At 68.2% G+C, this 24181-nt stretch carries 21 protein-coding genes; 2 read left to right on the plus strand and 19 right to left on the minus strand.

Annotation, left to right across the window (positions count from 1 at the left end; genetic code table 11):
* Positions 1–288: 288 nt before the first annotated feature.
* The 10 genes from tsaD to glmS all read right to left on the minus strand — a co-directional run bounded on the left by tsaD (position 289) and on the right by glmS (position 10903).
* Positions 289–1332: a tRNA (adenosine(37)-N6)-threonylcarbamoyltransferase complex transferase subunit TsaD gene (gene tsaD / locus CDN38_RS08575; protein ID WP_075510934.1), complete on the minus strand. Its 1044-nt coding sequence runs from the start codon at positions 1330–1332 to the stop codon at positions 289–291.
* Positions 1329–1799 carry a ribosomal protein S18-alanine N-acetyltransferase gene (gene rimI, locus CDN38_RS08580; protein WP_075510933.1) on the minus strand — a complete coding sequence of 157 codons (471 nt, stop codon included), beginning with the start codon at positions 1797–1799 and terminating at the stop codon, positions 1329–1331. Before rimI ends, tsaD begins: the two co-directional genes overlap by 4 nt.
* On the minus strand, positions 1796–2419 hold the full coding sequence (gene tsaB / locus CDN38_RS08585; protein WP_075510932.1) for a tRNA (adenosine(37)-N6)-threonylcarbamoyltransferase complex dimerization subunit type 1 TsaB: 624 nt from the start codon (positions 2417–2419) through the stop codon (positions 1796–1798). The genes rimI and tsaB overlap by 4 nt, the downstream gene beginning before the upstream one ends.
* The gene (gene tsaE / locus CDN38_RS08590) at positions 2416–2871 is read right to left on the minus strand and encodes a tRNA (adenosine(37)-N6)-threonylcarbamoyltransferase complex ATPase subunit type 1 TsaE (protein ID WP_063470004.1); all 456 of its coding nucleotides are present in this window, start codon (positions 2869–2871) and stop codon (positions 2416–2418) included. The genes tsaB and tsaE overlap by 4 nt, the downstream gene beginning before the upstream one ends.
* Positions 2864–3922, minus strand: a complete 1059-nt coding sequence (locus CDN38_RS08595) for an alpha/beta fold hydrolase (RefSeq protein WP_408633062.1) — start codon at positions 3920–3922, stop codon at positions 2864–2866. The genes tsaE and CDN38_RS08595 overlap by 8 nt, the downstream gene beginning before the upstream one ends.
* Positions 3923–3962: 40 nt before the next feature.
* Positions 3963–5141, minus strand: a complete 1179-nt coding sequence (alr, locus tag CDN38_RS08600; RefSeq protein WP_075510930.1) for an alanine racemase — start codon at positions 5139–5141, stop codon at positions 3963–3965.
* Positions 5142–5403: 262 nt separating this feature from the next.
* Positions 5404–6786 carry a glutamate decarboxylase gene (gad, locus tag CDN38_RS08605; RefSeq protein WP_099318900.1) on the minus strand — a complete coding sequence of 461 codons (1383 nt, stop codon included), beginning with the start codon at positions 6784–6786 and terminating at the stop codon, positions 5404–5406.
* 27 nt (positions 6787–6813) lie between these two features.
* Positions 6814–8235 (minus strand): bifunctional ADP-dependent NAD(P)H-hydrate dehydratase/NAD(P)H-hydrate epimerase, encoded by a 1422-nt coding sequence (locus tag CDN38_RS08610; RefSeq protein ID WP_075511021.1) that lies wholly within the window; start codon positions 8233–8235, stop codon positions 6814–6816.
* Positions 8236–8265: 30 nt separating this feature from the next.
* Positions 8266–8931: a rhomboid-like protein gene (locus CDN38_RS08615; RefSeq protein WP_075510928.1), complete on the minus strand. Its 666-nt coding sequence runs from the start codon at positions 8929–8931 to the stop codon at positions 8266–8268.
* A gap of 103 nt (positions 8932–9034) precedes the next feature.
* Positions 9035–10903 carry a glutamine--fructose-6-phosphate transaminase (isomerizing) gene (gene glmS / locus CDN38_RS08620; protein WP_075510927.1) on the minus strand — a complete coding sequence of 623 codons (1869 nt, stop codon included), beginning with the start codon at positions 10901–10903 and terminating at the stop codon, positions 9035–9037.
* Between the two features lie 65 nt (positions 10904–10968).
* Between glmS and CDN38_RS08625 the strand changes: the two genes are divergently transcribed.
* Both CDN38_RS08625 and CDN38_RS08635 read left to right on the plus strand, forming a co-directional pair.
* Complete coding sequence (locus CDN38_RS08625) at positions 10969–11808, plus strand: dienelactone hydrolase family protein (RefSeq protein ID WP_075510926.1); 840 nt, start codon at positions 10969–10971, stop codon at positions 11806–11808.
* 1305 nt (positions 11809–13113) lie between these two features.
* Positions 13114–14157: an LLM class F420-dependent oxidoreductase gene (locus CDN38_RS08635; RefSeq protein ID WP_075511020.1), complete on the plus strand. Its 1044-nt coding sequence runs from the start codon at positions 13114–13116 to the stop codon at positions 14155–14157.
* Between the two features lie 5 nt (positions 14158–14162).
* On the opposite strand, the gene CDN38_RS08640 is transcribed toward CDN38_RS08635, so the two are convergent.
* The 9 genes from CDN38_RS08640 to eccCa all read right to left on the minus strand — a co-directional run bounded on the left by CDN38_RS08640 (position 14163) and on the right by eccCa (position 24121).
* On the minus strand, positions 14163–15536 hold the full coding sequence (locus CDN38_RS08640) for a hypothetical protein (RefSeq protein WP_099318902.1): 1374 nt from the start codon (positions 15534–15536) through the stop codon (positions 14163–14165).
* Positions 15537–15538: 2 nt separating this feature from the next.
* Positions 15539–15859 (minus strand): hypothetical protein, encoded by a 321-nt coding sequence (locus CDN38_RS08645; protein ID WP_075511019.1) that lies wholly within the window; start codon positions 15857–15859, stop codon positions 15539–15541.
* 43 nt (positions 15860–15902) lie between these two features.
* On the minus strand, positions 15903–17240 hold the full coding sequence (gene glmM / locus CDN38_RS08650) for a phosphoglucosamine mutase (RefSeq protein WP_075510923.1): 1338 nt from the start codon (positions 17238–17240) through the stop codon (positions 15903–15905).
* 138 nt (positions 17241–17378) lie between these two features.
* Entirely contained in the window at positions 17379–17831 is a 453-nt protein-coding gene (gene rpsI / locus CDN38_RS08655) for a 30S ribosomal protein S9 (RefSeq protein ID WP_075510922.1), read from the minus strand.
* On the minus strand, positions 17828–18271 hold the full coding sequence (rplM, locus tag CDN38_RS08660) for a 50S ribosomal protein L13 (protein WP_036398329.1): 444 nt from the start codon (positions 18269–18271) through the stop codon (positions 17828–17830). The genes rpsI and rplM overlap by 4 nt, the downstream gene beginning before the upstream one ends.
* A gap of 294 nt (positions 18272–18565) precedes the next feature.
* Complete coding sequence (locus CDN38_RS08665; protein ID WP_075510921.1) at positions 18566–18868, minus strand: WXG100 family type VII secretion target; 303 nt, start codon at positions 18866–18868, stop codon at positions 18566–18568.
* 22 nt (positions 18869–18890) lie between these two features.
* A complete protein-coding gene (locus CDN38_RS08670) occupies positions 18891–19205 on the minus strand; it encodes a WXG100 family type VII secretion target (RefSeq protein ID WP_267888265.1) in 315 nt (104 codons plus the stop codon).
* Positions 19206–19280: 75 nt separating this feature from the next.
* The gene (locus CDN38_RS08675) at positions 19281–20510 is read right to left on the minus strand and encodes a type VII secretion-associated protein (RefSeq protein WP_075511018.1); all 1230 of its coding nucleotides are present in this window, start codon (positions 20508–20510) and stop codon (positions 19281–19283) included.
* A complete protein-coding gene (gene eccCa, locus CDN38_RS08680; RefSeq protein WP_099318903.1) occupies positions 20507–24121 on the minus strand; it encodes a type VII secretion protein EccCa in 3615 nt (1204 codons plus the stop codon). Before eccCa ends, CDN38_RS08675 begins: the two co-directional genes overlap by 4 nt.
* Between the last annotated feature and the right edge of the window lie 60 nt (positions 24122–24181).

Consider the following 24181-nt stretch of genomic DNA (forward strand, 5'->3'; position numbering starts at 1 on the left):
GTTCAGGCCCGGACCGGAGTTGGCGGTCGGTCCGGGGCTTGCCCCGGAACCGTCCGAATTACCAGGTGATTCGGCATTCTTCCGTGCCCTCGCGCCGTCGTCGCGGGTGCCGGCAACAGGGGTCGGTCCGACTGCCACCTAGCACTCTATACATGAGAGTGCTAGCACTCAAGGGCCCCCCGGTGCTTCTGCGTGTTGGCGTTGCGGAGGCCGCCGACACCGAGATTGCCGCCATGGTTGCGATCCGCTCACCAACCACAGCCATGACGGCAATTTCGTGAAAACGGGCTAGCTCACCTGCCCTGTTACTACGGGCAGGCCGGGATCGGTCGCCGCTTCCAGCGGTGACGGCGGCGCCCCCGCGGCCACCAGGTGCGCGGCGAACGCGGCGATCATGGCGCCGTTGTCGGTGCACAGCCGGGGCCTGGGGATACGCAGACTCAGCCCCGCCTCGGCGCAGCGCTGGGTGGCCAGCTCGCGCAGCCGGGAGTTGGCGGCCACGCCGCCCGCGATCAGCAAGGTGGACACCCCCAGGTCGGTGGCCGCGCGCACCGCCTTCCTGGTCAGCACGTCGGCGACGGACTCCTGGAATCCGGCCGCGACGTCGGCGGGCCGGAAGTCCGGATGGCTTTCCAGATAGCGGGCTACCGCGGTCTTGAGCCCGGAGAAGCTGAACGCGTAGGGATCATCGGCCGGCCCGGTCATGCCGCGCGGGAACACGGGGATCTCCGCGGCCTCGCGGCCGCAGGTGCGGGCCAGGTCGTCAAGCACCTTGCCGCCCGGATAACCCAGGCCCAGCAGCCGTGCCACCTTGTCGTAGGCCTCACCGGCGGCGTCGTCGACGGTGCTGCCGAGCTCGACGATCGGTTCGCCGAGCGACCGCACCTGCAACAGATGGGTGTGCCCGCCCGACACCAGCAGCGCCACGCACTCGGGCAGCGGGCCGTATTCGTAGACGTCGGCGGCCAGGTGCCCACCCAGGTGGTTGACGGCGTAGAACGGCACTCCCCACGCCGCCGCATAGGCTTTGGCCGCGGCCACTCCCACCAGCAGCGCACCGGCCAGGCCCGGGCCGATGGTGGTGGCGACGACGTCCGGTCGTTTCACACCGGCCGCCGCGAGTGCCCGGCGCATCGCGGGACCAAGCGCTTCCAGGTGTGCCCGGGAGGCTATCTCGGGGACCACCCCGCCGAAGCGCACGTGCTCGTCGACGCTGGAGGCCACTTCGTCGGCCAGCAATGTCACCGTGGCCCCAACACCCGTGCCCTCGAGCCGCGCGATGCCGACTCCCGTTTCGTCGCAAGAGGTTTCGATGGCCAGGATGATGGTCATCGGCGCGCCTCCCGTCGCATCGTGTAGGCGTCGGCGCCGCTGACCCGGTAGTAGCGCCGGCGCAGGCCGATCTGCTCGAAACCCACGCTGCGATACAGCGCGAGGGCGGCCTCGTTGTCGGTGCGGACCTCCAGGTATACGACGCCGCCATCGGCGAAATCGAGGAGGTCGTTGAGCAGCCGGCGACCGATGCCCTGTCCCTGGTAAGCCGGATCCACCCCGATGGTGTGCACCTCGTACTCGTAGGGCGCGGTGCGGCCCAACCGGGAAATGCCGGCATAGCCGACCAGGGCGTCGCCGCTGCGCGCGCCCACATAGTGGTTGCGCGCGCTGGCCAGTTCTCGTTCGAACGCCACCGCCGGCCACGGGTCGTCGCCGTCGAACAGCTGCGCTTCCAACTCGGCGCACCGCCCGGCTTCGGCGGGCGTCAGCGCACCGAGGATGACGGGTTCGGTGTGGGCGGTCATGCGCGAGCCGCCAACGGCTTGGCATCCGGCCGTCGCAGATACAGCGGCATCAGCGGCGGCGGGTTGTCGGACCATTCGCGCACCGCTCGCACCAACCCGACTGGGGTCGGGTACACCGGCTCACACCGTGGCAGGCCCAACAACGCCGCGTGCTCGGGCGAGCCGGCGACGGCGCGGGCCGGCCCGGGATCGACGTCGGCCGGGCCGTTGACAGCCGGCCCGGCGGTGCGGACCCCGTCGCGGTAGCGCGCCCAGTACACCTCGCGCCGGCGTGCGTCGGTGATGACCAGCGTGTCACCGGTGGTATGGCCGCCGATGGCGTCCAGGCTGCACACGCCGTACACCGGGATCTGCAGCGCATCCCCATAGGCGGCGGCTGTCGCCATCCCGACCCGCAGCCCGGTAAACGGGCCGGGGCCGCAGCCGACCACCACGGCGTCCAGCTCGCTCATGCTCAGCGCCGCGTCGGCAAGCGCGGCCAGCACGTTAGGTGTCAGCCGTTCGGCGTGCGCCCGCGCGTCGACGGTGACCCGCTGGGCCACGGCGACAAAGCCATCGAGGCGCACCACGCCCGCGGTCACGGCCGGGGTCGCGGTGTCGATGGCAAGGACGAGGCTCATGAACACACCCACTGCCAGGTCGCGATCCGCACGTCGGAATGGCTGACTCGCTCCAATCGGACGTCGAGGTGTCGCTGCGAAAGGCGTTCGGCCAGGCCCTCACCCCACTCGACCACCACCACCGCGTCGTCGAGTTCGGTGTCGAGGTCCAGTGAGTCGAGCTCGCCGAGCAGAGCGGCACCGGGCCGGTCCAGCAAGCGGTACAGGTCGACGTGAATCATCGCCGGACGGCCGGGGCGGCGCGCCGGGTGTACCCGCGCCAGCACATAGGTCGGCGAGGTGACCGGACCTTCGACATCCATGGTTGCGGCAATTCCCTTGGCCAGCACCGTCTTTCCAGCGCCCAATGGACCGGAGAGCACCACCACGTCGCCGGCCCGCAGCTGCTCACCCAGCCGGGCTCCCAGGGCGACGGTGTCCTCGACGCGCTCCAGTTTCTGCTGCTCAGCCACGGCGTCGGAACCGTTCTCGCAGTTGCCGGTACCGCAACGTCATTGCCCCCGGAGTAGCCCGGTCGACCAGCCGAATCAATCCCTCGTTGATGGCGTCGGGCTTCTCCAGCAGCGCCAGATGACTTGCCCCGCTGACGATGACCAGTTCCGACTGCGGCAGCGAAGCCGCCATCTTCTTCGAGTATTCGTCCGGGGTGAGCAGGTCGTGGTCGCCGCAAGCAATCAGGGTGGGGACCTTCAGCAGCGTCCACAACCCGGCGGTTTCGTCGTGGACTTCCAAGGCCTGCAGGAACTCCACCAGGGTGGCGATCGGGGTGTCGTTCATCATCCGCTGCGAGAACGCGTCCAGGCTCCGGCTGACCTGCAGGTCGCTGAAGGACGCGGCGCGCAGGACCGGGGCGATCAGCGACCGGGACACGGTGCGGCCCCGGTGTACCAGCTTCGGCGCGGAGCGGGCGGTGAAGCGCACGGCCTCCAACGCCGGGTTCTTCAGGAACTCGCCGAGCGGTGAGCGCGTCACCCCTTCGGCGGCCGAGGAGATCACCGCCGCCCCCACGATCCGTCGCCGGCGCCCATAGTGCTCGGGAAACTGGCGGGCATGCGACAACACCGTCATGCCGCCCATGGAATGACCGACCAGCACAATCGGCCCGCGCGGCGCGGTGGCCCGCAGCACCGTTTCCAGGTCCTGGCCCAGCTGGGTCAGTGTGTAGGTCTCGGGTGCGGCTTCGCCGGACTGGCCATGCCCACGCTGGTCGTAGAAGACCATCCGCACCTGCGAGCCCCAGTGTTCGCCCAGCCGCATCCGCTGAAAGTGGAAGGCGCCCATGCGGAGGCAAAAGCCGTGGGCGAACACCACGGTCACCGGGGCGTCGATCGGCCCGGCCTCGCGCACCGCCAACTGCACCCCGTCGGGGGTGGTCACCACGTGGCCGCGATCGCTGTCCAGCCGCTCGAAATCCTCGTCGGCGTAAGGGTCTTCGACGACGCCGCTGCGTTCGGCCAGCGAGCGGCGGGCAGCGGCTCCGACGATCGTGGCGACCGCGGTCAGCCCGGCGCCTCCCGCAAGCCAGGCCCTGCCCTGGTAACCTTTATGGGATTCGTTGGGATTCAACGGCTTCGGCCTCGCGATAGGTCCTGGTGATGCGCCCGCGCGGGCTGGTGACCACTTCGTAGTGGATGGTGCCGACCAGATCGGCCCAGTCCTGTGCGGTGGGCTCGCCCCGGGTGCCGGGCCCGAACAGAATGGCCTCGTCACCTTCGGTCACGTCGACCCGGCCGGGGCCGAGGTCGACGACGAACTGGTCCATGCAGATCCGGCCGACGCCCGGTCGTCGCCGGCCGTTGATCAGTACCTCGAGACGCCCGCCCAGCGATCGGAACACGCCGTCGGCGTAGCCGATCGGCAGCAGCGCAACCGTGGTGTCGTGCGGCGCGATCCAGGTGTGCCCGTACGACACGCCTTCTCCTGCGGGAACCGACTTGACCAGCGCCACAGGGCATTTCACGGTCATCGCCGGCACCAGGCCCATGTCGCCCAACTTGGGTACCGGGCTCAGCCCGTACACCGCGATGCCCGGCCGCACCAGGTCGAGGGTCAGGTCGGGACGGGCCATGGTCGCCGACGAATTCGACAGATGCGCCACCTCGAACCCGACGCCCTGTTCGCGGGCGTATCCCAGCATGTCCCGGAACCGTTGTGCCTGAACGTCGTTGATGGGCTGTTCCGGGGCGTCGGCGTAGACCAGGTGCGACATCAGCCCCCGCAGCCGGATCGCATTTTCGGTGACGGCCTGACGCAACCTGGCCAGCATCTCCGGGTACAGCGCCGGCGCCACGCCGTTGCGGTTCAGCCCGGTGTCGACCTTGACGGTCACCGTCGCCGTCTTGCCGGTACGGGCCACCGCATCTAGCAGTTCGTCGAGTTGACGTGCCGACGAGACCGCGATTTCGACGTCGGCAACCAGCGCAGGCCCGAAATCGATGCCGGGTGGATGTAACCAGGCCAGCACCGGCGCGGTGATGCCGTCGGCGCGCAGCGCCAGCGCCTCGTCGACGGTGGCGACACCGAGTTCGGCCGCCCCCGCCGCCAGCGCCGCCCGGGCGACCCTGGTCGCGCCGTGGCCGTAGCCATCGGCCTTGACGACGGCCATGACCTGTGCGTTCCCGGCGTGTTCACGCAACACCCGCACGTTGTGTTCGACGGCGCCCAGGTCGACCACAGCCTCGGCCAGGACGCCCGGTGTCCGGGATATCGGCGTAACGGCCAACGAAGTCGTGCTCCCACTCGTCTGTGTGTCGGTTCGCAGCCATTCTCCCAGAACGGTTCGGATCGCTGGCGAGAGCTACGCGGCGTTGGTCACATGCGTCACACCCGTCTCTAGGTTGGCGGGCACCCGATGTGCCCACCTAACAACGACAACCTCACGTGTCGCTACTAGGTGGGCACGACGAACACCGTCCCCGCCAGAGGCCAATGTGACGGATGTGACATGACGCCGCCGCGGCGCGCCCGCCCCCGACGGGTCCGCGCTAATGCGCGAAGTGCTGGGCGTCGTAATGCCCGCCGGGCTTGAGCTTGTCCAGGGTCCGCACCGCCGTAGAGATGTCGTCATGCAATGCCCGGGCCAGGTCGGCGGAAAGTCCTTCCCGCACCACAATGCGCAGTACGGAGATGTCTGTGGCGTTGTCCGGCATGGTGTAGGCCGGCACCTGCCATCCGCACGTCCGCAACTCGTGCGAGAGGTCGAACTCGGTGTAACCGCGGTCCCCGGCGAGCCGGAAGGCGACCACCGGAATCGCCGAACCGTCCGACATCAACTCGCAATGTTCGGCGCTCTCTAGCTGCTCGCCGAGCCACCGCGCCGTCTGCGACAGGGCCTGCATGATCTTGGTGTAACCCTCGCGGCCCAGCCGCAGGAAGTTGTAATACTGGCCGACAACCTGGTTGCCCGGACGCGAGAAGTTCAGCGTGAACGTCGGCATGTCGCCGCCGAGGTAATTGACCCGGAACACCAAGTCCTCCGGCAGGTACTCGGGACCGCGCCACACCACGAACCCGACGCCGGGATAGGTCAACCCGTACTTGTGCCCGCTGACGTTGATCGACACCACCCGCGACAGCCGGAAGTCCCACTGCAGGTCGGGATGCAGGAACGGCACCACGAAGCCGCCGCTGGCGGCGTCGACGTGCACCGGGACGTCGACACCGCCACCCGCCGCCAATGTGTCCAGCGCCGCGCAGATCTCGGCGACCGGCTCCAGCTCACCGGTGTAGGTGGTGCCCAGAATCGCCACCACACCGATGGTGTCCTCGTCGACGGCATCGATGACCTGCTCGGGAGTAATGACGTAGCGCCCTTTTTCCATCGGCAGATAACGGGGTTCGACGTCGAAGTAACGGCAGAACTTCTCCCACACCACCTGCACGTTGGAACCCATCACCAGGTTGGGTGTGCGGCCCTTCCAGTCCTTGGTCTTTGCCCGCCAACGCCACTTCATTGCCAGCCCGCCCAGCATTACCGCCTCACTGGAGCCGATCGTCGACACCCCGGTGGCGCTGCCCGGGTCGTCGTCGCGCAGCCCCTCGGCGTGGAACAGGTCGGCCACCATGGATACGCAGCGGGACTCGATGGCCGCGGTCGCCGGGTATTCGTCTTTGTCGATCATGTTCTTGTCGAACGTCTCGGCCATCAGCTGCCCGGCCTCGGGGTCCATCCAGGTGGTGACAAAGGTGGCCAGGTTCAGCCGCGAACTGCCGTCGAGCATCAGCTCGTCGTGGATGAACTGGTAGGCGGCTTCGGGTTCCATCGATTCCTCGGGCAGCCGGAGCGCCGGGACGGGCGCGGTGAACATCCGCCCGGTGTAGGCCGGGGCAATCGAGTGCGTGGGCACGGACGGGTGGCTGGGGGGCACGGCGGGTCCTTTCGTTGTGACAGCGCTTTACAGGGCAGCCAGGGCGGCCCTGATGTGGTGCAGGATTCGCGACGCCGACGTCGGCGCGCCGCCGGGCCCTGGATCAATGGCCGACAGCCCGGCCGCTCGGGCATGCACGAAGGCCGCTGCCGCGGCTGCCTCGGCTGGCGTAAGCCCCGACGCCAGCAGGGCACCGATCATCCCGGACAGCACGTCACCGGAACCGGCGGTGGCCGCCCAGGATTCTCCGGCCGGACTCAGGTACACCGGGCCGCCGGGATCGGCGATAACGGTGACGTTCCCCTTGAGCAGCACGGTGGCGCCGAAGGTGTCGGCCAGCTTGCGGCAGGCACTTACCCGGTCGGGGCCGGGCGGTGCGCCGGCCAGCCTGGCGAATTCACCGGCATGCGGCGTCAGCACCGTCGGCGCCTGGCGATTGACCACCAACTCCGGATGAGCCGCCAGCATGGTCAGCCCGTCGGCGTCGACCAGCACGGGCAGGTCGGTTTCGAGTGCGAACCACAACGCGGCGGCTCCGGCGTTGTCGGTACCCAGTCCCGGCCCCACAACCCAGGCCTGCACCCGACCGGCCGCCGCCGGGGTGGCCGACGCGATCACCTCCGGCCAATGAGAGAGCACCTCGGCATGGGCGCTGCCGGCGTAGCGGACCATCCCCGAGGTGGCCGCCACCGCCGCACCCGTGCACAGCACCGCCGCACCCGGATACGTCGACGAACCGGCCAGCACACCGGTGACGCCCTGGGTGTACTTGTCGTCGTCGGGGCCGGGTACCGGCCAGCGCGCGAGTACGTCGGCGGCCTGAAAACCCCGCAGATCGGTGCCGGGCAGATCGAGTCCGATATCGATCAGCACGACGCGGCCGCAGTCGGCCAGCGTGTGGACCGGTTTGAGCCCGCCGAAGGTGACGGTCAGCGCGGCGTGCACCGCGGGACCGGTGATTGCCCCGGTCGCCACGTCGATGCCGCTGGGGATGTCGACGGCGACCACCGGGATCCCCTTGGCGTCGATGTCGGCGAACACCGTCGCCGCCGCGGGACGCAGCGGCCCGGACCCGGAGATGCCCACTACCCCGTCGATCACGAGATCGGTTGTGGCAGGCACCTTTTCGACGAGGCGACCGCCGGCTTTGGTGAACGCCGCCAGCGCCTTTGGGTGGGTGCGTTCCGGATTGAGCAGCACCGCGCGGGCCGACGCGCCGCGGCGGCGCAGGAAGGTGGCCGCCCACAGCGCGTCACCGCCGTTGTCGCCGGATCCGACGACGGCGCACACCCGGCGGCCGGCAACGCCGCCGGTGCGACCGGTCAGTTCCCGGATGATCTCGGTGGCCAAGCCGTAGGCCGCCCGCCGCATCAGTGCGCCGTCGGGCAGGCTGGCCAACAGCGGTGCTTCGGCGTCGCGGATCTCGTCTGCAGAGTAGTAATGCCGCATCGGTGTCAGCATTCCATGGGTGCGAGTGGCTTAGACCGGGGCCTCGCGTGAGCCGCGCCTGCGGAAAATCTCCTTGAGTCTTGCCGGATTCCATGCCGGCTGCTTGCGTTCCCTGGCCATCGGATAGAAGGCCAGGCCGATGAGGATGGCCGTGAAGTGCCCGATCGCGGTGAAGTCCAGTTCGGTCTTGTCCATGGTGATCAGCGGGAAGCCGAAGATGACGAACAGCACGCCCAGGTAGCCCCACCGCCACGGCTTGGCGATGTGGTAGGTCAGCACGGCCATCACCCCCACCAGGAAGTAGCTGACCCCGATGTCGCGCGCCTGCACCAGGCGTTCAGACGCGTCACGCATTTGGATCGCGAAGTAGAGCAAACCTTCGCTGAAATAAGTAGCGCCGATGTGAGCGGTCAGTCCTACTGTGAGCCAACGCAAGTGGCCAAGCCAATGCTCGGCGGGCGCGAGAAACAGCGTGAACAGTAAAAGGTAGGGCTCCAGGTTCCGGCCGTCGATCCACAACAGGCTGGAGAACAGCACCTCCAGCGGATCTCGCCCCAGGTGCCTGATGTTGGTCGACCGGTGCAGCAGGACGGTGTGCAACTGCCGCCCGGTGAGCTGGTTCTGGATGATCGTCGTGATCGCCAGGACCAACAGCCAGGTGTACGTCAATGGCGCGTTGCTGACGAAATGCCACATCGCAAGCGCCCAGCTGCGCACTCGCGCCGACACCGATACATTCGTCACGCGTCAACTTTTGCATGCCCGGCGTTGCCGCGTGAAGGGTCGGGCCGTGCGTCCGCTACTCCACGGTGACGGACTTGGCCAGGTTGCGCGGCTTGTCCACGTCGTAACCCCGGGCCTGGGCAACCGCGGCGGCGAACACCTGAAGCGGGATGGTCGACAGCAGCGGTTGCAAAAGCGTTGACACCGCCGGGATTTCGATCAGGTGATCGGCGTAGGGACGCACGGTGTCGTCGCCCTCCTCGGCGATCACGATGGTCACCGCGCCCCGGGTCTGGATCTCGCGGATATTGGACAGCAGCTTTGCGTGCAGCGTGGCCGAACCCTTGGGCGAGGGCATGATGACGATCACCGGCAGGTCGTCTTCGATCAGTGCGATCGGGCCGTGCTTGAGCTCACCGGCCGCGAAACCCTCGGCGTGCATGTAGGCCAGTTCCTTGAGTTTGAGCGCACCTTCCAGCGCCACCGGGTAGCCGACATGGCGACCCAGGAACAGCACCGTCGACGACTGCGCGAACCGGTAGGCCAGGTCGGCCACCGGCTTGACTCCGGAGATGACCCGGGCCACCAGATCGGGCATCGCTTCCAGCTCGCGGTACTCGCGTTCGACCTCGTCGGGGTACTTGGTGCCGCGGGCCTGCGCCAAGGCCAGACCGAGCAGGTAATTGGCGGCGACCTGCGCCAGGAACGTCTTGGTGGAGGCGACGCCGATCTCCGGGCCCGCGCGGGTGTACAACACCGCGTCGCATTCCCGTGGGATCTGCGAGCCGTTGGTGTTGCAGATGGCCAGCACCTTGGCCTTCTGTTCCTTGGCGTGGCGGACCGCTTCCAGCGTGTCGGCGGTTTCCCCGGACTGCGAGACCGCCACGACCAGCGTGCTGCGGTCCAAAACCGGGTCGCGGTACCGGAATTCGCTGGCCAGCTCCACCTCAACCGGCAGTCGCGTCCAGTGCTCGATGGCGTATTTGGCGAGTAGCCCGGAATGATACGCCGTGCCGCAGGCGACCACGAACACCTTGTCGATGTCGCGCAGTTCCTGATCGCTCAAGCGTTGTTCGTCGAGCACGATCCGGTTGCCGACGAAATGCCCCAGCAGCGTGTCGGCCACCGCGGCGGGCTGTTCGGCGATCTCTTTGAGCATGAAGTACTCGTAGCCACCCTTTTCGGCGGCCGCCAGGTCCCAGTCGATATGAAACTCTCTCGCGTTCGCATCGTCCGGTTTGCCGTCGAAGTCGGTGATCCGGTAGCCGTCCGCGGTGATCACCACCGCCTGATCCTGGCCGAGTTCGACCGCGTGGCGGGTGTGTTCGATGAACGCGGCCACGTCGGAGCCGACGAACATCTCGCCGTCGCCGATGCCGAGCACCAACGGAGTTGAGCGGCGGGCAGCGACGATGGTGCCGGGGTCGTCGGCATTGGCGAAGACCAGGGTGAAGTGGCCCTCCAGCCGGCGCAGCACGGACAGCACAGAGGCAACGAAGTCGCCGGCCGTGTCGCCCTGGTGATATGCCTGCGACACCAGGTGCACCGCGACCTCGGTGTCGGTGTCGCTGGCGAACTCCACGCCGGCCGTTTCCAGCTCCTGGCGCAGCATGGCGAAGTTCTCGATGATGCCGTTGTGGACGACGGCGATCCTGCCGGCGGCGTCGCGGTGCGGGTGCGCGTTGCGGTCGGTGGGACGACCGTGAGTGGCCCAGCGGGTGTGGCCCAAGCCGGTGGTGCCGGTCAGCTCGGACGGCGCCATGTCGGCTACCGCCGCCTCCAGGTTGGCCAGCCGGCCGGCACGGCGACGCGCTGTGAGCTTGCCCTCACCGTCGACCACGGCCATGCCCGAGGAGTCGTAGCCGCGGTACTCCATCCGGCGCAGCGCGTCCAGGACGACCTCGCAGGCAGGACGCTGCCCGACGTAGCCGACAATTCCGCACATAGCAGACCAGGGTAGTGCAGTTGGACCACTGGACCCATCCTCAAAGTCACCGCTAACGTCGACGGGTGGCCCGCACCCGCAAGCTCTTCGCCGACCTCAGCCGCCGTGGTCCCCACCGCGTTCTGCGCGGTGACCTCGCCTTTGCCGGCCTACCGGGGGTGGTGTACACCCCCGAAGCCGGACTCAACCTGCCCGGTATCGCCTTCGGCCACGACTGGCTGACCTCCGCCGCCCGCTATTCGGGCCTGCTGGAACACCTCGCATCCTGGGGCATCGTGGCCGGGGCTCCCGATACCCAACGGGGCCTAGCGCCGTCGGTGCTGAACCTGGCCTTCGACCTGGGTGTCGCGCTCGACATCGTGGCGGGGGTGCGGCTGGGCCCCGGCAAGATCAGCGTGCACCCCGCCAAGCTGGGGCTGGTGGGACACGGCTTCGGCGGCTCGGCCGCGGTGTTCGCGGCTGCCGGCATGCCCGCCAAGCCGGCAGCCGTGGCGGCGATCTTTCCGACAGTGACCGCTCCCCCGCCGGAGCAGCCCGCAGCGACACTCAAAGTCCCGGGCCTGATCATGAGCGCACCAGGAGATCCCAAGACGTTGACGTCCAACGCCCTCGAGGTGTCGCAGGTCTGGGACACCGCCACGCTGCGCATCGTCAGCAAAGCCAAGGCCGGCGGCCTGGTCGAGGGCAAGCGGCTGACGGCCGTGGTCGGGCTGGCCGGCGCGGACCGCAGGACGCAGCGTTCGGTTCGGGCGCTGCTCACCGGATATCTGTTGTACACCCTCGGCGGCGACAAGGCATTTCGCGAGTTCGCCGATCCCGATGCGCAGCTGCCCCAGACGGACGCGCTGGATCCGGAAGCTCCCCCGGTGACCCCCGAAGAGAAGATCGTCACGCTGTTGAAGTAAGACCTGACTTTTGTCACTGTGCGCGTTCCCCTCCGCTGTAGCGCTCCGACCCTGGGGTTGGTTCGCAGCTGGTGCGGATTTGCGGACGGGCGCCAACCCCAGAGCGCGCCGGGGGCGTGCATGCGCGGCGCGGAACAGTGACGTGCCCGTTGGCCGGGAAGTTGGTCCGGGTGCGTGCTCGACGGCATCAGTAATCACATGAGCCACGTCAGTACCGTGGGCTGGCCATAAGGCGATTCCCAACTGCGCTAGCACCGGCGCTATCACACTTGACAATCGCCTATTGGTTAGTCGCGCAGCGCCTTCCGCCGACCACCCCGATGCACATATCCGAGCCATGCCCGGGGATTCGTGCGCACCCTGCGTCGCGCTCATACCCGGCCTACCCCAAATCGACGACCTCACCAAAGCCATCGCCACAACCACGAACCGCGCAGTAGCCTGACAAAAGCCAGGTAAGACGTGTCGGGGGCGCACAACACCGACCCGAACCCGGTCAAACCGGGATTTCAGCCACCCGAAAACATCGCGGTTGGGAATCTATAGGAAAACCGGGCAGACCAGCGACATGGCCCGACTCCAGAATCAACATCAAGAATGCAAACACGCGGGCCCATCGGGGGATTCACGTTCCGCTGATGAGCGCCCGAATTTTCTCCTTTGGTCCTGATCTTCGGTAACGGCTTGGCCGTACGTCGCCAACCGATCGAGGAGGGGCCGGAGATAGACCCGGAGTGGTTGGAACTCTGCGGGCAAAGTAATCCGCGGATCGATATCAAGGATGCCCTGGGCCAAGAACCACCTTTGTTTGATGTCGGAGTCGGGAATTTCCACACTCGCGGTCCGGATGACTGCGTCATTGACTAGCAAGATATCGAGATCCAGGGTACGGGAGGAGTATTTATCGACGGTCCACACTCACTCGGCCCAGTTTGGCTTCGATGGAGTTAGCTCGGAAACGGCTACCAACGGGCGAGGAGCGATGACCGCTACGCTAAGTCCCTTCGATTCGAGGTCACACAGACGTTGCCTGGTGGGAACTGTATCGCGGGGGACGCCGGTCCGTGAGTTGACCGGATTGTCGGCGGCGGCTGAATTCAGTCCAACGCCCCAGCGGTGCGGCCGGTCAGTGTACGACTCGAAGTGGGCGGCGACGAGTCCACCGTCGAAATAGTCAAGCCGCGACAACTTCTTCACGCGAGAATTCGACCCGCACCGCGATCTGCCGATTCAGCGACCGCCCATGGGCATCGGCTGGGGGTACCGCAGCGCGGTGCGCCCGCGTCGCCGTGGTAAGTGTCGTTGATGCGAATCGGCATCGCCCTGGACTACTCGGGCGGCTTTCACGAAGCCGTCGACCGGGTCGTCGAACTGGAGAAGTCCGGCATCGACATCGCAGTGGTGGCCGAGGCGTATGGCTTTGACGCCGTCAGCCACCTGGGGTACCTGGCGGCCAGGACAACCCGCGTGGAATTGGCCTCCGGGGTACTTCCGATCTACATCCGCACGCCGTCGCTGCTGGCGATGACCGCCGCCGGCCTGGACTTCGTGTCCCGCGGGCGCTTCCACCTCGGAATCGGCACGTCCGGACCGCAAGTGATCGAGGGCTTCCATGGCGTCGAATTCGACGCCCCGATAGGCCGTACCCGCGAGGTGGTGGAAATCTGCCGGCGGATCTGGCGCCGAGAGCGGCTGCACTACACCGGCAAGCACTACCAGATCCCGCTGCCCGCCGATCGCGGAACAGGTTTGGGTAAAGCCCTGCAGCTCATCAATCATCCTGTGCGGGAACGCATTCCGATATCGATCGCCGCGCTGGGACCCAAGAACGTCGAACTGACCGCGGAGATCGCGGAGGGCTGGCAGCCGGTGTTCTTTTATCCGGAGAAGGCTCGCGGGGTCTGGGGAGAAGCGCTGGCCGCCGGTACCGCCAACCGAGATCCCGCGATGGGCCCATTGGACGTGATGGTCGGCGCCTCGCTGGCAATCGGGGAGGATGTCGAGGAGCGGTTGGGCTGGACCAAACCGCAATTGGCCCTCTATATCGGCGGCATGGGCGCCAAAGGCCGCAACTTCTACCACGGCCTGGCCACCCGCTACGGCTTCGGGGCGGTCGCAGACCGGATCCAGGAGCTGTATCTGGCCGGCCGCAAACGAGAGGCGATCGACGCGGTTCCCGACGAGCTGGTGCGCGGGATCTCGCTGATCGGGCCGCGGGGCCACGTCGCCGAACGACTGGCCGCCTTCGCCGACGCCGGTGTCACCACGCTGTTGGTCCGACCGGTGACCGGCGATTCCGGTGAGGCGGTGCGCTATGTCGAGGATCTGCTACGCCTGCGTCCCTCCTGATCCGGTCACTGCCCGGCCTTCGGAAGCTCGTCCGCGGCGATCTCGCAGGGGGTCGACCCCGTCGTGGCCGGCTGGGGCGACTCGTTCACCGGAGCCGACGCAGGCGGTGGTCCGCTGGGCGGTGGTTCAGTCACCGGCGGCCCGGCAGCCTGCGGTTCAGCGTCCGGCGGCGTATCGATAGCCGGCGGTTCGGCGCCGGACGGTGGTCGCGCGACCGGTTTTGCAGCCGCGGCGCCGGCGGTCTCGGTGCCAGACCCAGGCTCGTCAGCCTCTTTGGCGTCGGCTATCTTTACCGCCTCGTGGGGTCCGGCATCGTCGGCGACGTCGTCACCCAGGGGATCGTCGCGCACGGCCGGACTCTGCGAAACCAACGGGTCGGCAAGCGGTCCGGTCCCCGCCTCCAGCAGGTCCGCCATCGCGTCGACAATTCGGCCGGCGAGCTCACCCAGCCCGCCGGCTCCCCCGATTCCGCCCGAACCGCCGAGCGGAGCCGCCGCACCATCGCCCATCGCGGCTCCCAGTCCCGCCGGCGTCGGCGCGGTGGTCGGGGCCGCGAGGGTCGCCGGCGCAACCGCAGTCTGAGCCGGCCCTGGGTCCGACGGCACGATGTCCAGCACGCCCGCGGCGGGTATGGCTGCCGCTTTCGGCGCGGTCGGCCACGCGGACCGGCCGGGGCGCCAGCCGGGGCCGAGGTCCCCGGCAATCTCGAAGCACGCCCGCGGCGCGGCGGCCAGCCGGTCGGTGACCATGTCGTAGGACGCCGTCACCCCGGCCAGCGTCGAACGCATCGCAGTCAGCCAGTCGCCGCGAATGTCGTTGTCTACATAAGGCATTACCTGGCCGCGAACCACCTCCTCGGCCGTAGGCTGGTCTCCCGCTCCGGTCAGCACCGTACCGGCCGCGGCCGACCACAGCAGCCGCTGTACGAGAGTGCGATCGTCGATGGCGATGGCCGTAGCCACCTTGGCGTCGATCAGCTGCCACAGGTTGTCGCGCAGCGACTCGCAGCGCTGCGCGGCCGCGCGCACCTCGGTGGCCAGCGTGGTTGCGCCGTCGCAATGCCGCTGCAGAAAGCGAACGGCGGCGTCGGCTCCCGGGCCCGTCCAGGCGGCCGCCAGCTCGAGCACCTGCGCACGCTGTATCCGCAACGCTTCGGTGATCGCTGCATCCGCAGCCCGCAGCTGCGCGCAGTCGGAGTCCAGCGCGTGCAGGTCGAGCCCCTCTTCGCTGTCGTACCAGTCGCTGAGCTGGGCGGGACGTGATGTCAGGTCCGGGTGGTGGTAGCCAAGCCGCTGGCAGGCCAGCAGGTAGGTCTCGGTTCGCTCGACCGCGGGCCGGCCTTCCGCGAGGCGTTCGGCGACGTCCAGCCGATCGGCCATGATCAGGCGATCCGGCCGGCGGCGAACAGATCGGCATCGGCATAGCGCTGGGCGCCGGCCCGCAGCGCGACTGCGATCTCGGCGGCAGCACGCGACCATTGCGACAACTCGGCAGCCAGCCGGTCCAGGCCCGCACGCAACGCCTCGCCTCGCTGCGAGTGCGCCCGGCCGGCGCGAGCACCGCCAAAAGTCAACCGGGACAAAAGGTTTGTTGCTGCGTCGTTGACAAGCTCGGCTGCGGCGCTGATTTTGTCGGCGACCGCAAGCACCGCCGTCACGTCAATAGCGCTGCCGGCGTTGTTCTTTCCATGATCGAGTCTCATGCATTGTTCGACGCCGGATACGGCGCCCAGGTTCCGCCCAAATTCAGCGCGCAGCGCTGACCGCATCGGCGACGCTGGCCGCCAACCGCCGGGCGACGTCCTCGTCGGCCGCCTCCACCATGACGCGGATCATCGGCTCGGTTCCAGAGGGACGCAACAGGATTCGACCCGTGTCGCCCAGTTCTGCGGCAGCCCGGTCGACGGCCGTCTGGACCGACGGCGCCGCGGCCGCGGTGGCCTTGTCGGCAACCTCAACGTTGATCAGTACCTGGGGCAACGTCTGCATCGCCGACGCCAGGGAGGCGAGCGACGAGCCGGTCTGCACCATGCGGGTCATCAGCCGCAGCCCGGTGACGATGCCGTCTCCGGTTGATCCCAGCGCCGGCATCACGATATGGCCGGATTGCTCACCGCCCAGGCTGTAGTCGCCGGCGCGCAATTCCTCGAGGACGTAACGGTCACCGACCGCGGTGCTGCGCACGGTGACGCCGGCAGCGCGCATGGCCAGATGCAGGCCGAGGTTGCTCATCACGGTGGTCACCAACGTGTCGGCGGTCAATTCGCCGGCTTCCCGCATGGCCAGCGCCAGCACCACCATGATGGCGTCGCCGTCGACGAACTCACCATTGGCGTCGACGGCCAGGCAGCGGTCGGCATCTCCGTCGTGCGCCAAACCCAGGTCGGCGCGATGCGCAATGACGGCCGCCCGCAGACAATCCAGGTCCGTTGATCCGCAGGCGTCGTTGATGTTGACTCCGTTGGGCTCGGCGTTGATCGCGATGACCGTGGCCCCGGCGGCGCGATACGCGCGCGGCGCCACCGCCGACGCGGCGCCGTGGGCACAATCGACGACCACGGTCAGCCCATCCAGCCGGGTGGTGCAGGCCTTGCTCACCTGGCGCAGGTAGCGTTCCGCCGCATCTTCGGCGTCGACGACGCGGCCGATCTGCGCACCCACTGGGCGCAACCCGGGACCTGACGCGACCAGGTTCTCGAGCTGATCCTCGGTGTGGTCGTCCAATTTCTGGCCGCCGGCGCCGAAGATCTTGATGCCGTTGTCGGGCATCGGGTTGTGCGACGCCGAGATCATCACCCCGAAGTCGGCGTCGTAGGCACTGGTCAGGTAGGCCACCGCCGGTGTCGGAAGCACCCCGACCCGCAGCGTATCGATACCCTCACTGGTCAGCCCGGCGATCACGGCGGCCTCGAGCATTTCGCCGCTGGCCCGCGGATCACGACCCACCACGGCGACCCGCCGGCCCGGTCCGTCCGGACGGGCCAAGAGCCGGGCCGCGGCGGCGCCCAGGGCCAGGGCCAACTCGGCGGTCAGCTCGCGGTTGGCGACCCCGCGCACACCGTCGGTGCCAAATAGTCGACCCATGCGGACAAACCTCTCACAGTTGACGTCTTGCACCCAAAGGTGCCCATTTCTTTGTCGCCGAAACCGTGCCCGCGGGTACGCCGACACGCCGCACACGATGCATGAAAGGCACGGTTGCGGCCAGAAAGTGATGTTCGATCAGCGCTTGCTGTACTGAGGCGCCTTGCGGGCCTTCTTCAGCCCGTACTTCTTGCGCTCGGTGGCACGCGGGTCGCGGGTGAGGAACCCGGCCTTCTTCAGCGGGGGCCGGTCCTCCGGGTTGGCCAGGATCAGCGCGCGGGCTATGCCCAGGCGCAACGCCCCGGCTTGGCCCGACGGGCCGCCGCCGTTGAGGTGGGCGAAGATGTCGTAGTTTTCCACCCGGTCGACCGTGACCAACGGAGCCTTGATGAGCTGCTGGTGCACCTTATTGGGGAAGTAGTCCTCCAGGGTGCGGCCGTTGAGGTCGAACTTTCCGGTGCCGGGCACCAGACGCACCCGTACCACGGCTTCCTTGCGGCGCCCGACGGTCTGGACGGGCCGTTCGAACACGAACGATTCGTGCTGGACTGGCTGGCTCTCGACGGCGGGAGCCTCGCTGACTTCGGTCACTGCGCCACCTGCTTGATCTCGAACGGAACCGGCTGCTGCGCGGTGTGGGGATGCTCCGGCCCGGCGTAGACGCGCAACTTGCGCTGGATCTGACGGCTCAGCTTGTTCTTGGGCAGCATCCCGACGATCGCCTTTTCCACCACACGATCCGGGTGCTTTTGCATCAGCTCGCCGATGGTGCGCTTGCGCAGGCCGCCGGGATATCCCGAGTGGCGGTAAGCCATCTTGTGGCGCAGTTTGTCGCCGCTGATGGCGACCTTGTCGGCGTTGACGATGATGACGAAGTCGCCACCGTCGACGTTGGGCGCGAACGTCGGCTTGTGCTTGCCGCGCAGCAGGTTGGCCGCTGCGACGGCAAGGCGGCCAAGCACCACGTCCGTGGCGTCGATGACATACCACGACCTCGTGGTGTCACCCGCCTTGGGCGCGTATGTAGGCACAGCGCTTACCACACTTTCTCTCGGGCGGATCCCGGTGCGACCCGGGTGCCGGTCAGGTGGGCCTGGTGGGTCCAAGGGGGCTAGTCCTCGGCGACCGACATTGACCCGAGGCCCCGGCGTACCGCACGCCAACGGAGCAGCTTACCGACGGCCATCCCCGCAGGTCAAAATCACCGCAGGTCAAACATCGTCGATGACGATCACTGTGCGGTCCCGACGGCTCTCCTCCGTCGGGACCGCACAGAGTTCAATGTGGCATGGCTAATCGCCACACCGGTGTCCCATCAGAGCGGCTCAACGCCCCCAAATCCCGGCTGCCCGTCGGTCGGCGTGCGCCACCTCCTCGGCGCCGTCGCGGACCGCATTTCCCAAGTCGACCAGGATCTCGTTGAGGGCGCTGGCCGCTTGATGCCACCTGAGTTGCTCGAGTTGGTATGCCGCCGCCGCTTCCCGAGTCCAGAGTTGCTGCAACGGAGCGATGTGGGATCTCAGCTCCTGCAGCGCGGCGTTGAAACGCGCCGAGGTGGTGTGGATCTCCTGACGAACGCCGTATTCGATGGCATCGAAGTTGTACGACAAGGCGGGGTCTGTGGTCATAATCCGAGGCTGATCCTGTCGATCACAAAGTTCCGCCGGCGGCGGCGATGTGGTGGGCATGGTTTTGACCGGCCTCGTGCAGCATGGCCTCGTTGTGCCGGATGGTTTCGGCGATCGCATGCAGCACGTGGTACAGCCGCGTCGACTCGGCGTTCCAGCGATCCACCACGTCTTTGAATCGCGCGGCCGCCAGCCCGCCCCAGACCGACGGCGGCACGCTGCTCATGCGGCCGATGAAGGCCTGCAGCATCGCCCGGATTTCCTCGTTGCGCGCGTCGGTCGTGGCCGCGACCGACCGCATCAGGTCGAAATCGGCACTCAGTGCGTTAGGGCTCACCTGTTTCCCTTCCAGTTGTTGACACCAAGTACGACTACGGGCGACCCGATTCGGTTCCCTTCAAATTTCCCCGGCTCAGCCGACCGCATGCGCCGACTGCACGGCGCGTTCACAGACGTCGCGGACGGCGTCCTGCGCACCGGGCCTGCTCTGGCATCCGACGCTGATCCGGACCCCGCCGTCGAGCAACACCGTCCACCACACGTCATGTCCGGCGCGCAGCTCGCGGTAGGTCACCGCGGGCCGGCCGGCGCTCACGGCGGACGGGTTGAAGTCGACGAACACCCCGGCTGGTTCCGCGTCGACGGCCCGTCGCAACCGTTCGACGGTCTGCGTCAGCGTTTCCCCGGGCACCTGCGATTGGGTGATGTGCAACGCCACCTCGGGATCTGTCGGCGACGTGAGCTGTACTCGAGCCGAACCCGGCCCGCCGATCACCCGCTGCGTGGGCCAGCCGGCGGGAACCGTGAGCGCGACGCGGCCCTCCACCAGAAACGTCGTCGGCGCCACCGGCACCGCCGTGGCACCGTGACGCGCCGTTGCGGCCACCACCAGCACCGACAGGACGACGCCGGCGGCCGCTAGCCCCGCGAGCCTGCCGGCGCGGGCTCCACGCTCCACGCGCGGGGACCCCCCCGAGGACCCCGGCGGCTCCTCCGGCGCGTCCTGCGCCAGCTGCGACAGTCGAGCATCGTCGACCTCGGCGACGGCTTGGCGGCCCGGCAGCGCACCCGCGATCGCCGTCGCGAGCGCTGCCGCTCCCGCGACGGTGCCCGGCACGTCGATGACCACCGCGGCCCCGGTGCCCCGGGTCATGCCGGCGACGACCCCGACGATCTCGTCGGCCACCACCTGAGCCGTCGCCAGGCGCGGCACGGCCGTCATCACGTCGGAGTCGACGACCGCCACCAACCGATCCGCGATCTCCACCACGACGGCTTCCGCGGCGGGCCCAGCGGCGGCCCCAGCGGCGGCTCGGGTGAGCAGCCACGACCGCGGCCGCACCACCAGGTCACCGCCAGCCACCGCCCGGGCTGCCCTGGTGACCACACCCACCCGCGCCACCGGCCACCACGACGGATGCACGACGACCATGCCGTCGCCGTGGTCGCGCGCCAGGCTGCGCAACGTAGCCGACCACAGCGCCGCGACGGCTACCGGCCGCTCATCGACCAGCGCCACCGGGTCGTCGATCGCATCCAGGGCAGCCGCGCGCACTTCGGTGTCGGCAACAACGCCTGCGTCACAACAGAGTCGGCGGATCGCGCCGGGGCCGGCCTCGATCACCACGGGATGCGTGCTCATGGCGGCGGACTCCACGCCACCTGGACCCGTCGCTCGTCGCCGGTTCGGCTGATCAGGACACCGCGGCCCGCGGGCAACGGGCCCGGGCGGCTCGAGCCGAACAACGCGCCTTCGTCGGGACGTCCGCTCATCATCAGCGCCATGCAGCCGAAGTCACGCAGACCCGCCAGCAGTGGCTCGAACATGGCTCGTGCGGCTCCGCCGCTGCGCCGCGCAATCACCAGGTGTAGTCCGAGATCCGTTGCATGCGGCAGGTATTCGAGCAGAGCCAGCAGTGGGTTACCCGCGGTTGTGGCGACCAGGTCGTAGTCGTCGACCACCAGATAGATGTCCGGCCCCGCCCACCAGGACCTGGTACGCAACTGCGCCTGGCTCACATCGGCGGGGGGCATTCGGTGCTGCAGCAGCGATGCCACGCCCGGCAGCATCGCATCCAATGCCGGCACCGACATGGCATAGCCGCCAAGGTGCTCCGACTCGACAACACTGAGCAGGGCGCGCCGAAAGTCGACGATGAAGAGCCGGGCCTGGGCAGGGGTTCTGCCCCGGATGATCTCCCGGCACAGCAGGCGGAGCGTTGCCGACTTCCCGCACTCGTTGTCTCCGAGAATCACCAGATGGGATTGGTGTTCGAAATCGACTGCAGCGGGCTGCAGTTCGCGCTCCTCGAGACCGATCAGGATGTGCTGGTCGTCCGCGAGGCGCAGCACGCTGTCGTAGTCCACCCACGCGGGCAGCAACGGTATCGGCGGCGCCACAGCGTCACCCCGGCGCCACATATCAACCCCGTTCGGCCCCGGCAGGGCAACCATCATGTGCGAACCGTCGGGCGCAAGGCCGCGTCCCGGCCGGTCGCGGGGTACCTGCTGCGCCTGCCTGCGGTCCACGTCGGAATCGGCGGGCTCGCCGAGACGCAGCTCGATCCGGGTGCCGATTTGGTCCTTGAGCGACGGTCTGATCTCCGCCCATCGCGACGCTGACACCATCACGTGAATCCCGAATGAAAGACCTTGTGCCGCAAGCGCGGTGATCGGGTCCTCCAGTTCGCCGAATTCATGGCGCACCGTTGCCCAACCGTCGACCACCAAAAACACGTCAGCGGGCCGTCCGCAGCTCCCGTCTTGCTCGCATCCCAATGACTCCCGCGACCGCAGCACCGACTCCAGCTCGGCGACAATGCGCCAGACCAACTCCGGCTCCGACCGTCCGGCGAGCGCCCCCACATGCGGCAGCTCGCGGATCGCTCCCAGGGCACCGCCACCGAAGTCCAGGCAGTAGAACTGGACCCGGCCCGCATCGTGGGTCGCCGCCAATGCGGTGATCAGCGTGCACAAGGCGGTCGACTTGCCCGATCGGGTCGCCCCCACGACCCCGACATGGCCTGCGGCCGCGGACAAGTCGACAGTCAGCGGCGAGCGGGATTGGTGAAACGGCCGGTCCACGATCCCGATCGGCACCGTCAGTTCGCGCCGCGCATCGCCGGCCAACAGGGCATCCAGCGCCGGCGCCGCCTGCAGCGGCGGTAACCAGACCCGGTGTGCGGGTGGACCGTGACCGGCCAATCGGTCCAACATCGCATGCAACACGCTGCGCGCGGGCTCGGCACTCGCCTCGGCGGCACCCGTGACCGGCCCCGCATACTCCGACGTGAACAGCCGCACCTCCTGCGGCAGTGCCGATCGAGCCGCAGCCGCGGACGGCGGCAGCAGTCCCGAAACGAACGCGGTCTGGAACCGGGTCAGCCCCCCGGTGGCCGTGAACAGCCAGCCGGCACCCGGAGTGTTGGGCAACTCGTAGGCGTCTAGTGTTCCCAAGACGGCCCGTGAGTCGCTGGGGGACAACGTCTTCAGGCACACCCGGTAGGACAGGTGGGCTTCCAGTCCACGCAGCCTGCCCTCGTCAAGCCGCTGACTGGCGAGCAACAGATGCATCCCCAGCGAGCGGCCGAGCCGGCCGATCGCGACGAATACCTCGGCGAAATCGGGGTGCTGGCTCAGCAATTCGGAGAACTCGTCGACGATGATGAACAGTGTCGGCAGCGCGACCAGTCGAGCGCCGCCGCGACGCGCATGCTCATAAGCTGCCACGCTGACAAAGTTGCCGGCCGTCCGCAGCAACTGTTGCCGACGGTTCATCTCGCCGGCCAGGGCCTCGTGCATCCGGGCGACCAGCGGCGCCTCATCGGACAGATTGGTGATGACCGCGGCTACATGCGGCGATCGGGCCAGGTCGAGAAACGTTGCTCCGCCTTTGAAATCGATCAGCAACAGATTGAGCACCTCGGGGCCATTGCGCGCCATCATGCCCAGCGCGACGGTGCGCAACAATTCCGACTTCCCCGACCCGGTGGCGCCGACACAGAGGCCGTGCGGTCCCATGCCGTTTTCGGCGGGTTCCTTGATATCCAGTTCGACGGGCGTGCCGTCGACTCCGGTTCCGATCGGCGCGCGGAGCCGGTCTCCGGTGTTCTGGTTGCGCCACCGGGCAGCCAGGTCGAGGGCATCGACCTCACCGATGCCGAGCAGGTTGGCCCACCCTGAGCCGACGGTATTGCGGTCGGCTCGGTCGCCGGCCCGGTACGCCGCCAGCAGCCGAGCGCATACCAGCGCGTCGACGGACTCCATCCGGTCGGTACGGGCGAGCGTCTCGGCCTCGCCGCCATGCCGGATCACCACTGCCGAACCGTCACCGCAACGGCCGACCGCGAGGATCATCGCACCGGCGAGCGAGGCGCATGCGGGTTCGTCGGTGTCGACGATCACCACGGTCGGCAGCGCGGCACCGCTGAGCGAGGCGTGTGCGGCCGCCCACGTGGTATATACCATCCGAGCCGGGCCCAGCGCGTCGACACAACGTTGGTGTTGGTTGTGCGGCAACCACTTCAGCCAGTCCCAGTGGCGGCGATTCCGGTCGCTGGCCACCGCTGCGATCGACACCTGATCCGGCGGGTGCAGCACCGCGAGTTGACAGACCATCGCGCGGATCAGCCCACGCACCCCGGCCGCGTCGCCCTCGATGGTGACGGCCTCGCGTAACGAGAGCGTCAGGGGTGCGTCGGTAATCGTCGAATGCGCGCGCAGAAAACGACGCAGCGCGGCCACGGTGACCGGATCGGCTCGCTGCCCGCCCGGCAGCTGCGGAACCACCAAACGGGCTGCCAACGGCCGGATTCCACGGCCGACGCGCACATGGCAGAAGTCGGCATCGGCTGGTCGGCGCTCCCACATCCGCGGTCCACCGACCAGGGTGAACAGCATGGCGGGCTCGGGATGCGTCCAGTTCAGTGAGGAGTGCTGTGCCACAGCGATTTCGGTGACCGTAGCGCGCAGGCCGGTCAGATATCGAAGGTAGTCCAGGCGCTCGCCGTCCAGGCCGCCATCGCGGCCGCGGCCGAGGCCGGTTGCCGCGGTGACGACCAGCGACGCCACCGTCATCGCCGGGAACGCCAGAAACACGGGGCTGCGGGTTGCCGATGATCCCGAAAGGAAGGCCGCTGCCGTAATGCCGAGCATCACCACCGATATCGCCAGCGGCGCAACGCGTACCAGCAGACCCGGTGATGCGGATCGCGGCACCTCCGGTGGCGCGGCGACCACCACTTCGGCTGTCACAGTGCGACGACGCTAGGTAGCGCCGCCACCGGCCGCAAGTCACCTGTGCACAGCCGGAAA

Origin of the sequence: Mycobacterium ostraviense (genome assembly GCF_002705925.1) — a bacterium.
Lineage (GTDB): Bacteria > Actinomycetota > Actinomycetes > Mycobacteriales > Mycobacteriaceae > Mycobacterium > Mycobacterium ostraviense.

Coding starts and splice junctions, on each gene's coding strand:
- tsaD (WP_075510934.1), bottom strand. CDS start 1,332: ATGACCATCATCCTGGCCATCGAAACCTCTTGCGACGAAACGGGAGTC.
- rimI (WP_075510933.1), bottom strand. CDS start 1,799: ATGACCGCCCACACCGAACCCGTCATCCTCGGTGCGCTGACGCCCGCC.
- tsaB (WP_075510932.1), bottom strand. CDS start 2,419: ATGAGCCTCGTCCTTGCCATCGACACCGCGACCCCGGCCGTGACCGCG.
- CDN38_RS08610 (WP_075511021.1), bottom strand. CDS start 8,235: ATGCGGCATTACTACTCTGCAGACGAGATCCGCGACGCCGAAGCACCG.
- CDN38_RS08615 (WP_075510928.1), bottom strand. CDS start 8,931: ATGTGGCATTTCGTCAGCAACGCGCCATTGACGTACACCTGGCTGTTG.
- glmS (WP_075510927.1), bottom strand. CDS start 10,903: ATGTGCGGAATTGTCGGCTACGTCGGGCAGCGTCCTGCCTGCGAGGTC.
- CDN38_RS08635 (WP_075511020.1), top strand. CDS start 13,114: ATGCGAATCGGCATCGCCCTGGACTACTCGGGCGGCTTTCACGAAGCC.
- CDN38_RS08640 (WP_099318902.1), bottom strand. CDS start 15,536: ATGGCCGATCGGCTGGACGTCGCCGAACGCCTCGCGGAAGGCCGGCCC.
- CDN38_RS08645 (WP_075511019.1), bottom strand. CDS start 15,859: ATGAGACTCGATCATGGAAAGAACAACGCCGGCAGCGCTATTGACGTG.
- glmM (WP_075510923.1), bottom strand. CDS start 17,240: ATGGGTCGACTATTTGGCACCGACGGTGTGCGCGGGGTCGCCAACCGC.
- CDN38_RS08665 (WP_075510921.1), bottom strand. CDS start 18,868: ATGACCACAGACCCCGCCTTGTCGTACAACTTCGATGCCATCGAATAC.
- CDN38_RS08675 (WP_075511018.1), bottom strand. CDS start 20,510: ATGAGCACGCATCCCGTGGTGATCGAGGCCGGCCCCGGCGCGATCCGC.